Origin of the sequence: Streptomyces sp. NPDC002825 (assembly GCF_040295385.1) — a bacterium.
GTDB lineage: Bacteria > Actinomycetota > Actinomycetes > Streptomycetales > Streptomycetaceae > Streptomyces.
The window spans coordinates 76,403-93,230 of sequence record NZ_JBEOVH010000017.1 but is presented as its reverse complement, the minus strand read 5'-3'; the positions used below and the strand labels follow the sequence as shown (position 1 = coordinate 93,230).

Annotated in this window: 11 protein-coding genes; 9 read left to right on the top strand and 2 right to left on the bottom strand. The window is 73.2% G+C overall.

Features of this window, described 5'->3' with window-relative positions; genetic code table 11:
• The first annotated feature begins 101 nt into the window (after positions 1-101).
• From ABT041_RS22290 to hflX, 5 genes are all read left to right on the top strand, one after another.
• Entirely contained in the window at positions 102-617 is a 516-nt protein-coding gene (locus tag ABT041_RS22290; protein WP_351187094.1) for a hypothetical protein, read from the top strand.
• Between the two features lie 353 nt (positions 618-970).
• On the top strand, positions 971-1,849 hold the full coding sequence (gene dapF / locus ABT041_RS22285; RefSeq protein WP_351187015.1) for a diaminopimelate epimerase: 879 nt from the start codon (positions 971-973) through the stop codon (positions 1,847-1,849).
• Positions 1,850-2,024: 175 nt separating this feature from the next.
• Positions 2,025-4,181, top strand: coding sequence for a RelA/SpoT family protein (locus ABT041_RS22280; RefSeq protein WP_351187013.1), 2,157 nt, complete (start codon positions 2,025-2,027; stop codon positions 4,179-4,181).
• A gap of 397 nt (positions 4,182-4,578) precedes the next feature.
• A complete protein-coding gene (locus ABT041_RS22275; protein ID WP_351187011.1) occupies positions 4,579-6,069 on the top strand; it encodes a M1 family metallopeptidase in 1,491 nt (496 codons plus the stop codon).
• Positions 6,070-6,193: 124 nt separating this feature from the next.
• Complete coding sequence (gene hflX, locus ABT041_RS22270) at positions 6,194-7,684, top strand: GTPase HflX (RefSeq protein WP_351187009.1); 1,491 nt, start codon at positions 6,194-6,196, stop codon at positions 7,682-7,684.
• Positions 7,685-7,756: 72 nt separating this feature from the next.
• Here hflX and ABT041_RS22265 read toward each other — a convergent pair whose 3' ends face one another.
• Together ABT041_RS22265 and ABT041_RS22260 are read right to left on the bottom strand one after the other, a co-directional pair.
• The gene (locus tag ABT041_RS22265) at positions 7,757-8,929 is read right to left on the bottom strand and encodes a trypsin-like serine peptidase (RefSeq protein WP_351187007.1); all 1,173 of its coding nucleotides are present in this window, start codon (positions 8,927-8,929) and stop codon (positions 7,757-7,759) included.
• 117 nt (positions 8,930-9,046) lie between these two features.
• Positions 9,047-10,222, bottom strand: a complete 1,176-nt coding sequence (locus ABT041_RS22260; RefSeq protein WP_351187005.1) for a trypsin-like serine peptidase — start codon at positions 10,220-10,222, stop codon at positions 9,047-9,049.
• 327 nt (positions 10,223-10,549) lie between these two features.
• On the opposite strand from ABT041_RS22260, the gene ABT041_RS22255 reads away from it, so the two are divergent.
• The 4 genes from ABT041_RS22255 (at position 10,550) to ABT041_RS22240 (ending at position 16,807) form a co-directional block, all read left to right on the top strand.
• Positions 10,550-12,004 carry a diaminobutyrate--2-oxoglutarate transaminase family protein gene (locus ABT041_RS22255; RefSeq protein ID WP_351187003.1) on the top strand — a complete coding sequence of 485 codons (1,455 nt, stop codon included), beginning with the start codon at positions 10,550-10,552 and terminating at the stop codon, positions 12,002-12,004.
• Positions 12,005-12,379: 375 nt separating this feature from the next.
• On the top strand, positions 12,380-14,185 hold the full coding sequence (locus ABT041_RS22250) for an IucA/IucC family protein (RefSeq protein WP_351187001.1): 1,806 nt from the start codon (positions 12,380-12,382) through the stop codon (positions 14,183-14,185).
• A gap of 59 nt (positions 14,186-14,244) precedes the next feature.
• Positions 14,245-14,901 (top strand): GNAT family N-acetyltransferase, encoded by a 657-nt coding sequence (locus ABT041_RS22245; protein WP_351186999.1) that lies wholly within the window; start codon positions 14,245-14,247, stop codon positions 14,899-14,901.
• 61 nt (positions 14,902-14,962) lie between these two features.
• Complete coding sequence (locus tag ABT041_RS22240) at positions 14,963-16,807, top strand: IucA/IucC family protein (RefSeq protein ID WP_351186997.1); 1,845 nt, start codon at positions 14,963-14,965, stop codon at positions 16,805-16,807.
• Positions 16,808-16,828: the final 21 nt, after the last annotated feature.

Below are 16,828 nucleotides of genomic sequence, written 5' to 3'. Positions count from 1 at the left end.
ATGGCATCGGGACGCCCTGCCCGTCATTTCGGCGGTCATGAGCGTGCCATCATCGAGCATCGATCGACCAAGTGAAGTCCGAGTGGGGAGGGCGCGTGGCGATGGAGGCCGGCCCTCGCGACAGAGAACAGCACGAGGCGGCCCTGGGCGACCCGACGGCGGATCCGTCGGGGGACACCCCGGGTCATCCGACGGACGACGCCCCTCTCGGGACGGCCTCGGGGCTGTCCCCCGACGGTCCGGACGACGCCGTGGGCACGGCCGTCGAGGTCGACGCCGACGAGGTCGAGGTCGAGCTGCGCCCGCAGCGCCGGCTGCGGATCTGGCAGCTCGCCCCGATCGTGGGCCTGGCCGCTGTCGGCTCGCTGATGTTCGCGTTCCCGCTGGCCTTCGGCTCGGGGGACGGCGGCGCCGTCGTCGCGATGCTCGGTCTGCTGATCAGCTCCTGCGCGGCGGGCTGGGGCATGATGGCCGCCCGCAAGGTCGGCTACACCTGGCCGGGCCTCCCGCCCCGCGGCTCGGGCGAGCGCCCGAACTGGCGCGTCCTCGCCCTGTACGTGTCGACGATCGCGGCCCTGGTGGCCCTGGCCGTCTGGCGCGTCGCCCGCCTGCGCTGAACGACCACGCGCGGGACGACCAGGCCCTGGCCGTCTGGCGCGTCGCCCGCCTGCGCTGAACCAGGACGCGGGGGAACATCCGCCCCCGTAGGGAGTCGCCCACCCCGTACGGAGCCCGGGCGCGGGCCCGTACACGCCCCGTCTCCCTGTGGAGTCGCCCACCCCGTACGGAGCCCGGGCGCGGGCCCGTACACGCCCCGCTTCCCCGTGGAGTCGCCCGCCCCGTGCGGGCCCCGGCGCGGGCCCGTGTGGGACGGGGCCCGGGGCTCGGGGGCCAGAGCGCGCCCTGGCCGGGAGGGCCGGCCCGTGGACGGGCCGGGCGGGTGTCGGGCCCGGCCCGTACAGTTGATCGCGTGACCAGCACGCAGACCTCGCCGCTCCCCTTCCTCAAGGGCCACGGCACCGAGAACGACTTCGTGATCGTCCCCGACGCGGAGAACGCCGTCGACCTGCCGCCCGCCCTCGTGGCGCGGCTGTGCGACCGGCGGGCCGGCATCGGGGGCGACGGGCTGCTGCACGTCGTGCGCAGCGCCGCCCACCCCGACGCGCGCCACCTGGCCGACGAGGCCGAGTGGTTCATGGACTACCGCAACGCCGACGGCTCGGTCGCCGAGATGTGCGGGAACGGTGTGCGGGTCTTCGCCCGCTACCTGGAGCACGCCGGGCACGTCACCGCCGGCGAGGTCGCCGTCGCCACCCGCGGCGGCGTCAAGTACGTCCACCTGGACAAGGACGGCTCCGTCACCGTCGCCATGGGCCGCGCCGTGCTCCCCGAGGCCGGCGTCACCGTCACCGTGGACGGCCGCAGCTGGCCCGCCCGCAACGTGAACATGGGCAACCCGCACGCGGTCGCCTTCGTCGAGGACCTCGCCCACGCCGGGACCCTCTACGACGAGCCGCCGTACGAGCCCGCCGCGGTCTACCCGGACGGGGTGAACATCGAGTTCGTCGCCGACCGCGGCCCTCGCCACGTCGCCATGCGCGTCCACGAGCGCGGCGCCTCCGAGACCCGCTCCTGCGGAACCGGCGCCTGCGCCGTCGCAGTCGCCACCGCCCGCCGGGACGGCCTCGACCCCGCCGAGTCCGGCACCCCCGTCACGTACACCGTCGACGTCCTCGGCGGGACCCTGGTCATCACCGAGCACCCCGACGGACGGATCGACATGACCGGGCCGGCGGTCATCGTCGCCGAGGGCACCGTCGACCCGGCGTGGCTGGTTCCCGCGCCGTGACCGTGCGCGACGGATTCGAAACTGTCAACGACTGATTTATCGCTCGAATGGGTGATCCGTTTCACGCTGAGCGAGAGCGTGACTGCGCCACGTGGTGGGGTCGGTAGCATCAAGCACCGGCCCCCCGGGCACGCCTGGCCCGCCCACCGCCGGTCGACGTTGCCGGAGGTGCCCCATGAGCGCAGAGGCCACCAACCCCGAGGCCGCCCCCACCGACGTGGCCGTCCGCAGACGAGGACGCGCCCGGATCGATCTGCGCCGCCTCGGCCGCGCCGCCCTGCTCGGCGCCACCGCGGGACCGGCGCCCCGTGACCGGCTGCCCGACGCCATCAGCCATGTCGCGGAGGCCCACCGCGCCCACCATCCCGAGGCCGACCTGACGGTGCTCGGCCGGGCGTACGCCCTCGCCGAGTCCTCGCACCGCGGCCAGTTCCGCAAGAGCGGCGAGGCCTACATCACCCACCCGCTCGCCGTCACCCTCATCCTCGCCGAACTCGGCGCGGAGACCACCACCCTGACCGCCTCCCTCCTCCACGACACCGTCGAGGACACCGAGGTGACGCTCGATCAGGTGCGCCGCGAGTTCGGCGACGAGGTCGCCTACCTCGTCGACGGCGTCACCAAGGTCGAGAAGATCGACTACGGCGCCGCCGCCGAACCCGAGACCTTCCGCAAGATGCTCGTCGCCACCGGCAGCGACGTCCGCGTCATGTCCATCAAGCTCGCCGACCGCCTCCACAACATGCGCACCCTCGGCGTGATGCGCCCCGAGAAACAGGCCCGGATCGCCAAGGTCACCCGCGACGTCCTCATCCCGCTCGCCGAGCGGCTCGGCGTCCAGGCCCTCAAGACCGAGCTGGAGGACCTGGTCTTCGCGATCCTCCACCCCGAGGAGTACGAGACCACCCGGGCGCTCATCGCGGACAACCCGGCCGCCGGCCAGGAGCTCGGCGCCGTCGCCGAGCAGGTCACCGCCGTCCTGCGCGAGGCCGGCATCGGCGCCGAAGTCCTCGTCCGCCCCCGGCACTTCGTCTCCGTCCACCGGGTCCGCCTCAAGCGCGGCGAGCTGCGCGGCTGCGACTTCGGACGGCTCCTCGTCCTCGTCGCCGAGGACGCCGACTGCTACGGGGTCCTCGGCGAGCTCCACACCTGTTTCACCCCGGTGATCTCCGAGTTCAAGGACTTCATCGCCGCCCCCAAGTTCAACCTCTACCAGTCCCTGCACACCGCGATCGCGGCCCCCGACGGCGCCGTCGCCGAGGTCCTCATCCGGACCCACCGGATGCACAAGGTCGCCGAGGCCGGAGTCGTCGCCCTCGGCAACCCCCACCTCGGCCAGGAGCCGGACCCGGCGGCCCCGGGCACCGGACTCCCGCAGACGGACGACGGCGAGCGCGTCGACCCCACCCGCCCCGGCTGGCTCTCCCGGCTCCTCGACTGGCAGCAGTCCGCGCCCGACCCCGACACCTTCTGGACCTCGCTCCGCGCCGACCTCGCCGAGGACGACGAGATCACCGTCTTCCGCGCCGACGGCAGCGCCCCCGGCACCATCAGCCTGCCCGCCGGCGCCAGCTGCATCGACGCCGCCTACGCCCAGCACGGGGAGGCCGCCCACGCCTGTCTCGGCGCCCGCGTCAACGGCCGCCTCGCCCCGCTGAGCACCGTCCTCGGCGACGGCGACACCGTCCAACTGCTCCTCGCCCAGGACACCGTGTCCGGGCCGTCCCCGCAGTGGCTGGACCACGCCCGTACGCCCGCCGCGCGGATCGCGATCACCGGCTGGCTCCAGGCACACCCCGAGAGCGCCGCGCCCCCCGCCGCCCCCACCGACCCCCGGCCGCAGCCCAGCGTCCCCGCGGATCGCCGCTCCGGTGCCGAGCTCCACGCCGAGCTCGACGGCGAGCCGCCCGCGACCGTCCGGCCCGCGGGCTGCTGCACCCCCGTACCGCCCGACGAGATCACCGGCTTCCGGGTCCGCGGCGGCTCGGTCACCGTCCACCGGGCCCGCTGTTCGGCCGTCGACGCCATGCGCGACCTCGGCCGCGAGCCCGTCACCGTCCGCTGGGGCGAGACCGCGCAGGGCCGGGTCACGCTCGTCGCCGAGTCCTTCGGCCGGCCGGGACTGCTCGCCGACCTCACCGAGGCCATCGCCGCCTCCGGGGCCGCCGTCGTCTCGGCGAACGTCGAACCGCCGAGCGAGCAGCGGGTCCGCCACACGTACACCCTCCACCTCCCCGACGTGGCCGGCCTCGCCGCCCTCATGAAGGCCATGCGGGACGTGCCGGGGGTGTACGACGTGAGCCGCGCCCGCCACCCGCGCGGCGTGGGCTGACGACGGGCCGAACCGACGCGGCGCCGCGGGCGAGCGGACCCCCGCGGGCGATCACCTTCGCGCGACCAGGCCCTTCCGGCCGGCCTCCCTCCGCTTCGGTCCGTCACCTTCGGTTGCCCCGCCCGTGACGGGCCGCCCTCCGCCGCCGCCCGTGACGGGCCGCCCTCCGCCGCCGCCCGAGACGGCCGGCTCTGCCGCCGCCCGAGGTGGCCGGCTCTGCCGCCGCCCGTGACGGGCCGCCCTCCGCCGCCGCCCGAGACGGCCGGCTCCGCCGCGGCACGTCACCTTCGGTTGCCCTTCCCGTGACCCCCTTCGGGTGGCCGGCGCGCGCGCCGCCCCGGTGCGCGGCGGCCGCCCTGGTAGCCGTAGGGCCATTCCTCCGGAAAGGCCCTGGCCCATGCCGCTCGTCCGAACCCCCCTGCCCCGCGCGCGGTGGCTCCGCTCCGCCGTCCTGGTCGCCGCCTCCGCCGGGCTCGTCGCCGCCGCCCTGCCCGCCCCGGCGCCGCTCGGCATCGGGGACCCGCTCTTCCCGCACCTCGGCAACCCCGGCTACGACGTCCTCGCGTACACCCTCGACCTCACCTATCCGGGGGTGAACACCAAGCCGCTCGCCGCCGTCACCCGCATCGAGGCGCGCGCCACCGAGGACCTGGAGCGGCTCAACCTCGACTTCACCCACGGCACGGTCTCCGCCGTCACCGTCGACGGCCTGCCCGCCGAGTACGCCGGCAGCGGCGAGGACCTGGTCGTCACCCCGGTCGCCCCGATCGACGCGGGGGAGGAGGTCGAGATCACCGTCACCCACACCAGCGACCCCACCGGCCCCGCCGACACCGGCGGCTGGGTCCGCACCGGCGACGGGCTCGCCATGGCCAACCAGGCCGACGCCGCCCACCGGGTCTTCCCCTCCAACGACCACCCCGCGGACAAGGCCCGCTTCACCTTCCGGATCACCGCCCCCAGCGAGTTCACCGTCGTCGCCAACGGGCTCCCCGAGGGCCGCGTCGACCACGGCACCACCACCACCTGGACGTACCGCACCCAGCACCCCATGGCCACCGAGCTCGCCCAGGTCTCCATCGGCCGCTCCACCGTCGTCCACCGCGCGGGCCCCCACGGGCTGCCCGTACGGGACGTGGTCGCCACCGCCGACCGGCAGCTCATGGAGCCCTGGCTGCGCCGCACCCCCGGCCACCTGGAGTGGATGGAGAAGCAGGTCGGCCCGTATCCCTTCGAGACGTACGGCGTGCTGATCGCCGACGCGGCCACCGGCTTCGAGCTGGAGACCCAGACCCTCTCCCTCTTCGAGCGCGGCATCTTCACCGAGCCCGCCTACCCCGAGTGGTACGTCGACTCCGTCATGGTCCACGAGCTGGCCCACCAGTGGTTCGGCGACAGCGTCTCGCCCCGCACCTGGTCCGACCTGTGGCTCAACGAGGGACACGCCAGCTGGTACGAGGCGCTGTACGCCGAGGAGACCGCCGACAAGCCCCTGGAGCGGCGCATGAAGGCCGCCTACGCCGCCTCCGACGGCTGGCGCGCCGCCGGAGGACCGCCCGCCGCCCCCGAGCCGCCCTCTCCCGACCACAAGATCAGCCTCTTCCGGCCCGTCGTCTACGACGGCAGCGCCCTCGTCCTCTACGCGCTCCGCCAGGAGATCGGCGCCGAGGCCTTCAGGACCGTGGAGCGCCGCTGGGTCGCCGAGCACCGGGACGGGACCGCCACCACCGCCGACTTCACGGCCCTCGCCAGCGAGGTCGCCGGCCGGGACCTCACCTCCTTCTTCCGGGGCTGGCTGTACGAGGCGAAGACCCCCGCCATGCCCGGGCACCCGGACTGGCGCAGCCGCCCGGTCGAGGCCGCGAGGACAGCGCCGAAACCCGGGTGACGGGCCGCGCGCGGCCGTGTCACCATCTTCTGGCCGGCGACGCGGCCGCGGACGGGAATCTTCCGGCACCCGCAGGCGTTGTGACCGGCAGAGACACACATCTCCTCATCGACGTTAGGACCCAATGACCTCCTCTTCTTCCCCTTCCCAGGACCAGAGCTTCGCGGAGACGAGCCGTACCGAGAGCCTTCGGGCCGATGCCCTGATGGAAGAGGACGTCGCCTGGAGCCACGAGATCGACGGAGAGCGGGACGGCGACCAGTTCGACCGCTCCGAGCGCGCTGCGCTGCGGCGTGTCGCGGGTCTCTCCACCGAGCTCGAGGACGTCACCGAGGTCGAGTACCGCCAGCTGCGCTTGGAGCGCGTCGTGCTGGTCGGCGTCTGGACCTCCGGGACGGTGCAGGACGCGGAGAACTCCCTCGCGGAGCTCGCCGCCCTCGCCGAGACGGCGGGCGCCCTCGTCCTCGACGGCGTGATCCAGCGCCGCGACAAGCCGGACCCGGCCACCTTCATCGGCTCGGGCAAGGCGCGCGAACTGCGCGACATCGTCCTGGAGACCGGTGCCGACACCGTGGTCTGCGACGGCGAGCTCAGCCCCGGCCAGCTCATCGCCCTCGAAGACGTCGTCAAGGTGAAGGTGGTCGACCGGACCGCCCTCATCCTCGACATCTTCGCCCAGCACGCCAAGTCCCGAGAGGGCAAGGCCCAGGTCGCGCTCGCGCAGATGCAGTACATGCTGCCGCGACTGCGCGGCTGGGGTCAGTCGCTCTCCCGTCAGATGGGTGGCGGCGGCGGTGGCGGCATGGCCACGCGTGGTCCCGGTGAGACCAAGATCGAGACCGACCGGCGCCGCATTCGCGAGAAGATGGCGAAGATGCGCCGGGAGATCGCCGAGATGAAGACCGGCCGCGACATCAAGCGGCAGGAGCGCCGCCGTAACAAGGTGCCGTCGGTCGCCATCGCCGGATACACCAACGCCGGCAAGTCCTCCCTGCTCAACCGGCTCACGGGCGCGGGCGTCCTCGTGGAGAACGCGCTGTTCGCCACCCTCGACCCGACCGTCCGCCGGGCCGAGACGCCCACCGGCCGGATCTACACCCTGGCCGACACCGTCGGCTTCGTCCGACACCTGCCGCACCACCTGGTCGAGGCGTTCCGCTCCACCATGGAGGAGGTCGCCGAGTCCGACCTCATCCTGCACGTGGTGGACGGCTCGCACCCCGCCCCGGAGGAGCAGCTGGCCGCCGTGCGCGAGGTCTTCCGGGACGTCGGCGCGGTGAACGTGCCGGAGATCGTCATCATCAACAAGGCCGACGCGGCGGACCCGCTGGTGCTCCAGCGCCTGCTGCGGATGGAGAAGCACTCCATCGTGGTCTCGGCCCGTTCGGGCCAGGGCATCGAGGAGCTCCTCGCGCTCATCGACTCCGAGCTGCCGCGCCCGGAGGTCGAGCTGGAGGTCCTCGTGCCGTACACGCAGGGCGGTCTCGTCTCGCGGGTGCACGCCGAGGGCGAGGTGCAGTCCGAGGAGCACACCCCGGAGGGCACCCTGCTCAAGGCCCGGGTGCACGAGGAGCTGGCGGCGCTGCTCGCGCCGTACGTTCCGGCCGCGCACTGATCCACGGCAGTACGACCGAGGGCGCTGCCTCTCCCGTCACGGGGGAGGCAGCGCCCTCTGTTGTCGCTCGGGTCAGCGGGCGAACTTCTTGCTGACCATGTCGTGGGCGGCCTTGGCGCCCCGGCCCAACTGCGGTCCGGCGAGCCAGCCGTTGCCGCCGGCCGGGCCGATCGAGGTGTTCGACACGAGCGCCGTCGTGCCGTTCGGCAGGACGCGGAACCAGCCGCCGCCCGAGGAACCACCCGTCATCGTGCAGCCGATCCGGTACATCGTCGGCGTGGCCGGAGCCGTGGTGAGCCGCGTGGGCCGGTCGAGGCACTTGTGCATGATCATGCCGTTGTACGGCGGCGCCGCCGGGTAGCCCCAGGCGCCCATCGTCCCGGACTGAGCGGCCGTCGGCGCGGAGAAGTCGACCGGCAGGGCGACGCCGACGGTCTCCTCCAGGGACTTCCCGCCGCGCTCCGGCTGTACGTGCAGCACGGCGTAGTCGTACGGCCAGGCCTGGTTGGTGCCGCCCGCGTTGATCCACTCGCCCGAGGTCACCGCCCAGTCGGCCCAGAACTGGCCGTACGGGTACACCTCGTGCGGCTGCGCGTTCTGCAGCGCGGCGGGGGACTTGCCCAGGTCGTTGAAGGCCGGGACGAAGGTGATGTTGCGGTACCAGCCGCCCTTCTTGCCGGCGTGGACGCAGTGGCCGGCCGTCCAGACAAGGTTGGACTTCCCGGGCCGGCGAGGGTCCTTCACGATCGTGCCGGAGCAGACCATGGAGCCCTCGGGCGAGTCGAAGAAGATCTTGCCGACCGGGGCCGCGTTGCGGTGGTACGGCGTCTTCTCGCGCTGCGCCTGCACGGGGCGGGGCGTCGGGTCGGTCCCGCCGCTGCCGGCCTGCGCGGTGATCGTCTGGTCCGGGCTCTTCGCCGACTGCATGCGCGCCGGGTCCCAGAGTCCGTCGATGACCGGGTTGACGAAGTCCTCGGCCTCACGGAGCCAGGTGTCCTGGTCCCAGTTCTTCCACTCGCCGTTCTTCCACTTGTCCAGGTCGACGCCGTGCTTCTTGAGCTTGTCGGCGAGGTCCTTGGTGAGGTCGGAGCCGGCGTCACCGCCGTCGGCGGCGGGTGCGGAGCTGCTCGCTCCGGCGGACGGCTTGCCGTCGGCCGGGGTCTCGGTGGGGCCGCAGGCCGTGGCGGTCAGCGTGAGCGCGGTGACCAGACCGAGGGCTGCGGGTAGGAGTCGTACGGAACGCATGAATGTATTCCCCGTTGGTATTGCCATGGACGTGTCATGAGCGGTGCACAGTATGCCGGTTGCGCCGAACACGGGTGGAGGCGGGACCCGGCGGTCCCGCCTCCGGCGATGCCGCGCCTACTGGCCGGCGTACTTCTTGCTGACCTCGTCGTAGATGGCCTTCGCCTCGGGACCGAGGCGCGGACCCGCGAGCCAGCCGGCCGTCGACGGGCCGATCGAGGTGTTCGACACCAGCGCCGGCTTGCCGTCATGGCCCTCGGCGACCCAGCCGCCGCCGGACGAACCACCGGTCATGGTGCAGCCGATCCGGTACATCGTCGGCTGGTCGGACTTCAGGGACAGCCGGCCCGGCTTGTCCTGGCACTGGAACGCCTTCTGGCCGTCGAACGGCGGCGCCGCCGGGTAGCCGGTCGCCGTCAGGCTCGCGATCTTCGGCACCGCGGGAGCGTTGAACTCCACCGGCAGCGCCGAACCGACCGTCTCCTCCAGCGACTTGCCCGAGGAGCCCTTCTCCGGGGTCACCTTGATGACCGCGAAGTCGTACGGAGCACCGGCACCACCGGTGGACGCGCCCTCGGCGATCCACTGGTCGGAGGTCTTGACCCAGTCCCCCCACCACACGCCGTACGGCGCGATCTGCTCGCGCGTCGCCTTCTCCAGCGCGGCCGTCTCCATCGCCGCGTCGTTGTAGGAGGGCACGAAGGCGATGTTGCGGTACCAGCCGCCCTCCTTGCCCTTGTGCACGCAGTGCCCGGCCGTCCAGACCAGGTTGGACTTGCCCGGGTGCGCCGGGTCCTTCACGACCGTGGCCGAGCAGACCATCGAGCCCTCGGGGCTGTCGAAGAAGACCTTGCCGGACTCGGGGGCGTTGTCGTGGTACTTCGCCGCCACCGCCTTCGCCTTCACCGGCTCCGGCGTCGGGTCGGTGACACCCTTGTCGCCCGAGATGTCCTCCTCCTCGACCGGCTTGTCGGGGCGCTCGGCCTCGCGCATCCGGTCCGGGTCCCAGAGGTCCTCGATGATCGGGTTGACGAAGTCCTTGGCCTCACGAAGCCACTTGTCGCGGTCCCAGTTCTTCCACTCGCCGTTCCGCCACTTGTCCAGGTCGATCCCGTGTTCCTTCAGGCGGTCCTTCAGGTCCTCCGGAATCTTGATCTTGTCCGGGTCCAGGCTCGCGGGCGCGACGGGCTTGTCCCCTCCCGCGTTCTCCTCGCTCGGACCGCAGGCAGTGACGGTGAGCGTCAGCGCCGCGACGGCGGAAGCCGCCATCAGCAGCGGACGAATCGATCGCATCTCGTGATCCCCCTGGGACTACGTCAACTTGTGCATGGTGCATGGGCGAACACCGGCCGCGCCCTCGCGGACACGACCGACCGCCCCCACTATGCCGGTGCCGGAGGGGACGGTACGCGCCCCGTCCACGGTTCCGGGCACCCCTCGGCCGTTGCCGTGCCGTGATCCGGGACACGCCAAGTTCCTGCCTCCCGGCCCGTGATCCCGGGCAGTTCCCGTCGTTGGTACGTACGGGGGACACAACGGTGGCGTTCTGGACGGCCCTTGCGGCGGCTTCACGACGCCCCGATGTGCAACGCAACTGTTACAGCGGGAGGACACCCAGCCGTGGCCGTGACCGAATCAGCTCCGGCCGTCCCACCGGCCGCGCGTACGCACACCCGGCCGACGGACCAGCCGGACCGAGGGGGCGAGTACGAGGGCATCCTTCGCCGCCAGTCCCAACGCGAGTCCGCCGCCCGCACCTACGCCCGCTCCCTGCCGATCGTCCCCGTACGGGCCCGGGGGCTGACCATCGAGGGCGCCGACGGTCGCCGTTATCTCGACTGCCTGTCCGGCGCCGGGACGCTCGCCCTCGGCCACAACCACCCCGTGGTCCTGGAAGCCATCAGGAAGGTCCTCGACTCAGGGGCGCCCCTCCACGTCCTCGACCTCGCCACCCCCGTGAAGGACGCCTTCACCTCCGAACTGTTCGCCACCCTCCCCGGCGAACTCGCCGACGACGCCCGCATCCAGTTCTGCGGCCCCGCCGGCACGGACGCGGTCGAGGCGGCCCTCAAACTCGTCCGGACGGCCACCGGCCGCAGCGGCCTCCTCGCCTTCACCGGCGCCTACCACGGCATGACGGCCGGAGCCCTCGACGCCTCAGGAGGCGCGACCGACGTCCGCGTGACCCGGCTGCCCTACCCGCAGCAGTACCGCTGCCCCTTCGGCGTCGGCGGCGAGCGCGGCGCCGAACTCGCCGCCCGCTGGACCGAGAACCTCCTCGACGACCCCAAGAGCGGCGTCACCACCCCCGCCGGAATGATCGTCGAGGCCGTCCAGGGCGAGGGCGGGGTCATCCCCGCCCCCGACGACTGGATGCGCCGGATACGCCGCGTCACCGCCGACCGCTCCGTCCCGCTCGTCGTCGACGAGGTCCAGACCGGCGTGGGCCGCACCGGCGCCTTCTGGGCCGTCGAGCACAGCGGCGTCGTGCCCGACGTGATGGTCCTCTCCAAGGCCATCGGCGGCTCCCTCCCGCTCGCGGTCATCGTCTACCGGTCGGAGCTCGACGCGTGGGAACCCGGCGCCCACGCCGGCACCTTCCGCGGCAACCAGCTCGCCATGGCCGCCGGCGCGGCCACCCTCGCGTACGTCCGCGAGAACAAGCTCGCCGAACGGGCCGGCACCCTCGGCGCCCGTATCCTCGGCCGCCTCCAGGGCCTCGCCGCCGCACACCCCTGCGTCGGCGACGTCCGCGGCCGGGGCCTGATGATCGGCGTCGAACTCGTCGATCCCGAAGCGGCCGGCCCGGACGACCCCGTCCCGCCCCCGGCCCCCGCGCTGGCCCTCGCCGTCCAGCAGGAGTGCCTCGCCCGCGGACTCATCGTCGAACTCGGCGGCCGCCACTCCGCGGTGGTCCGGCTCCTGCCTCCGCTCACCCTCACCGACGAGCAGGCCGACGCCGTCCTTGACCGCTTCGCCGACGCCCTCGCCGCGGCCGAACGGGCCCACGCCCCCCACCCGCCCGCCTCCCCCCGGGCCACGGCCCCCCGGAACGCCTCCGGCCCGTCCCACTGACCCCGGACCGCCCCGGCCCCCACCCCCAAGGAAGCCCCCGTGAACGCCACCCCCGTCACCCCGCCCCCCATCACCGAACCACCCCGCACCACGAACCCCCTCCACCCGCAGCCCCCACTCTCCACACCCCTCCTCCCGGAGCCCCCGCACTCCGCGACCTTCCCCGCGGAGGGGGCTCACTCGGCTCCCCTCCACCCGGAGCGCCCACTCTCCGGGCCCCTCCTCCCGGAGCCCGCTCACTCCGCGACCTTCCCCGCGGAGCCCCCGCACTCCGCGCCCCTTTCCGCCGAGCCCGCTCACTCCGCGGCCCTCCGCCCCGAGCGCCGGAGCACGCAGGCGGTCCTCCCGGACCCGTTCAGGTCCGAGGAGTTCGGCGTGGACGCGTTCGGCGCCGAGGAGCCCACCGTCCCGCGCCAGCACACCGGGCCGTACGAGCCCCCGAGCCGCCGCCCGGCCGGCAGCCCCGACCCGCTGGACGACCCGGACCCGCACCGGGCCGCCGACGCCGCGGCCGTCGAGAACCTCCTCCGCTGCTGGGTCCGCGAGAAGAACCTCCCGGCCCCCGGATCCACCACCCTGCGCATCCCCCTCGACGCCAGCGGCACGGCCCTCCTCGTCCCCGTCCGCTACTGGTCCCCCACCGGCTGGCACCGCTTCGGAGCGCCCGCCCTCGAAGGACTCCCGGCCTCCGCGCCGGCCGCCGACGCCGTCACGGTGGCCGCCCTGCTGAGCCGTGAGACCGGCCGCTCCGAAGGAACCGACCTCGTCGGCCGCGTCGCCGACTCCGCCCGCCGCACCGCCGACTTCCTCACCGAGCGCCGCCGCCGCCCCGAGCCGCACCCGGACGCCGACCTCTTCCTCGCCGCCGAACAGTCCCTGCTGCTCGGCCACCCGCTCCACCCCACCCCCAAGAGCCGCGAAGGACTCTCCGAGGCCGAAGGCCGGCTCTACTCACCCGAACTCCACGGTTCCTTCCCCCTCCACTGGATCGCCGTCGACCGCACCCTCCTGGCCACCGACTCCGCGTGGACCGAACAGGGCCGGCCCGTCACCGCGGAGCAACTTGCCTCGGCCCTCGCCGAAGGACTCACCCTCCCCACCGGCACCGCCCCGCTGCCCCTGCACCCCTGGCAGGCCCGCGAACTCCTGCACCGCCCCGACGTCCGGGCCCTCCTCGACGCCGGCCTCCTCCACGACCTCGGCCTCCACGGCAGCCCCTGGCACCCCACCTCCTCCGTCCGTACCGTGCACCGCCCCGGCGCCCGGGCCATGCTCAAGCTCTCCCTCGGCCTGCGCATCACCAACTCCCGCCGCGAGAACCTCCGCAAGGAACTCCACCGCGGCGTCGAGGTCCACCGGCTGCTCCGCACCGGCCTCGTCGACGAGTGGCAGGCCGCCCACCCGTCGTTCGACATCGTCCGCGACCCCGCCTGGCTCGCCGTGGACACCCCCGACGGCACCCCCGTCCCCGGCCTCGACGTCATGATCCGCCACAACCCCTTCGGCCCCGGCGACGACGCCGTCTGCATCGCCTCCCTCACGGCACCCCGCCCCTGGCCCGGAGCCACCACCATGCGCTCCCGGCTCGCCGACCTCATCGGACGGCTCTCCGCCCGCACAGGCCGCCCCACGACCGCCGTCGCCGCCGAGTGGTTCCTCCGCTACCTCGACCAGGTCGTCCGCCCCGTCCTCTGGCTCGACGGCCACGCCGGCATCGCCCTGGAAGCCCACCAGCAGAACACCCTGGTGCTCCTGGACCCGGACGGCTGGCCGGTCGGCGGCCGCTACCGCGACAACCAGGGCTACTACTTCCGCGAGTCCCACCGGGGCGAGCTGGAGAGCCGCCTCCCCGGCATCGGCGCCGACAGCGACACCTTCGTCTCCGACCAGGTCACCGACGAACGCTTCGCCTACTACCTCGGCATCAACAACGTCCTCGGTCTCATCGGCGCCTTCGGCGCCCAGCACCTCGCCGACGAACGCGTCCTCCTCGCCGCCTTCCGCAGCTTCCTCGTCTCGGCCACCAGCCTCGGCTCACCCCTGCCGCACCGGCTCCTGGAAGCCGCGACCCTGCGCAGCAAGGCCAACCTCCTCACCCGCCTCCACGGCCTGGACGAGCTCGTCGGGCCCGTCGACACCCAGTCCGTGTACGTCACCGTCACCAACCCCCTCCGTAGCTGAACCACCCTGCCGGCGCCCCACGCCCGCCCCGACCACACCGCCGAGAGGAGAGCGACACCGTGTCACCCACCCGCCCACCGGTCGACCCGCCGGGGGAGGACACCCTGGACCTGAGGGTCGACGACCTCGTCGCCCTCCTCGACGGCGATCTGCTGGACTCCGTCGCCGCCTGGAGCCCCGCCGACACCGCCGTGGGCTCCTTCCGGCTCGTACCCGTGCGGCTCGAACGCGATCTGCCCCTCCTCACCGGATGGATGAACGACCCCGCCGTCGCCGCCTTCTGGGAACTCGCCGGACCCGAGACCGTCACCGCCGAGCACGTCCGCGCCCAACTCGAGGGCGACGGCCGGAGCGTCCCCTGCCTCGGCGTCCTCGACGGCACGCCCATGAGCTACTTCGAGATCTACCGTGCCGATCTCGACCCGCTCGCCCGGCACTACCCGGCGCTTCCCCACGACACGGGTATCCACCTGCTGATCGGAGGCGCCACGGACCGGGGCCGCGGCGTCGGCACCACGCTGCTGCGCGCCGTCGCCGATCTGGTCCTCGACCACCGTCCCCGCTGCACCCGCGTCGTCGCCGAACCCGACATCCGCAACACCCCTTCCGTCTCCGCGTTCCTCACCGGCGGCTTCCGCTACGCGGCGGAAGTCGACCTCCCCGACAAAAGAGCCGCGCTCATGATCCGTGACCGGGCCCTTCGTCACGTTCTGTGAACACCCCTCTGCCTCACATACACCGCTCGACCCACAGCGGTTCCCACCCCGAGGAGTCCTCGTGTCGACGTCCCCTGCACCCCACGACTCCGCACCACCCAGCCCGGCGACCCCGGCTGCCCCCGACGGAGCCGTCACCGCGCCCGAGCTGCTCGCGCCTCCCGAGCTGAACGCCGCCGCCTGGACCCGGGCCTGCTCCCGCCTCCTCGCCAAGGCCCTCTCGGAGTTCTCGTACGAGGAGATCCTCGAACCCGTGCCCACGGCCGGAGGCGAACCCGACCGGTACGCACTGCGCCTCGACGACGGCACCACGCTCACCTTCCGTGCCCGCCGGGGCGCCTACGGCAGCTGGCACGTCCTCGCCGGCTCCGTCACCCACGAGGGCCTGCCCCTCACCGACCCCTTCGATTTCCTGGTCCGCGCCCGCCGCCTCCTCCAGCTCGACGGCGCCACCCTCGGCCATCTGATCCGCGAGCTCTCCGCGACCCTGTGCGCCGACGCCCGCCTCGACCACACGGCCCTCCCCGCCGCCCGGCTCGCCGAACTCTCCTACGCCGCACTCGAAGGCCACCAGACCGGCCACCCCTGGCTCGTCCTCAACAAGGGCCGCATCGGCTTCTCCGCCACCGACGCCGCCGACTGGGCCCCCGAGGCCCGCCGCGCGACCCGCCTGCCGTGGATCGCCGTCAGCAACCGCCTCGCCGCCTACCGCGGCGTATCCGGCCTCGAAACCCCCGACCGGCTCTACGCCCGGGAACTCGACCCCGAGGTGCACGCCGCCTTCCGCGCCGCACTGACCGCCCGCGGCCACGAACCCGACGGCTACCTCCTGCTGCCCGTCCACCCCTGGCAGTGGGACGAGATCCTGCTGCCGCTCTACGCGCCGGCCATCGCCGCCGGGACCGTCGTCCCGCTCACCGCCGACGGCGACCTCCGTCTGCCGCAGCAGTCCGTCCGTACCTTCCTCAACACCAGCCGCCCCGACCGGCACACCGTGAAGCTGCCGCTGTCGGTGCTCAACACCCTCGTCTGGCGCGGACTCCCCACCGAGCGGACCCTCGCCGCGCCCGCCGTGACCGCCTGGGTCCACGGCCTGCGCGACGCCGACCCCTTCCTCCGGGACGAGTGCGGAGTGATTCTCCTCGGCGAGGTCGCCTCCGTCACCGTCGAGCACCCGCTGTACGACCGGCTGCCCGAAGTCCCGTACCAGTACAAGGAACTCCTCGGCGCGATCTGGCGCGAACCCCTGAGGCTGCCCCCGGGCGAGCGGGCCCGCACCCTCGCCTCCCTGCTCCACACCGACCCCGACGGCCGGGCGTTCGTCGCCGAGCTCGTCGAGCGCTCCGGGCTCGCCCCCGCAGTCTGGCTCCAGCACCTCTTCACCGCTCTGCTCCCCCCGCTGCTGCACTTCCTCTACCGATACGGCACGGTCTTCTCGCCCCACGGCGAGAACGCCATCGTCGTGTACGACGGCGACGAGGTCCCCGTCCGGCTGGCGATCAAGGACTTCGTCGACGATGTGAACATCAGTGCCCACCCGCTACCCGAACACGCCACCCTCCCGGATGATGTCCGCGGCGTCCTGTTGACGGAGGAGCCCGGATTCCTGACCCAGTTCATCCATTCAGGGCTCTTCGTGGGCGTCTTCCGCTACCTGGCGCCGCTCTGCGAGGACCAACTCGGTGTGCCCGAAGACGACTTCTGGAGTCTCGTCCGGGCCGAGATCCTGCGGCACCAGGGGCGCTTCCCCGAGCTGAAGGAACGCTTCGAGCTCTTCGACCTCCTGACCCCGCGCATCGAGCGGCTCTGTCTCAACCGCAACCGTCTGCACCTGGACGGCTACCGGGACCGGTCCGAGCGCCCGCACGCGGCCGTCCACGGCACCGTCCCCAACCCCCTCGCGTGAACCGCGGGCGTGCCCCGGCTG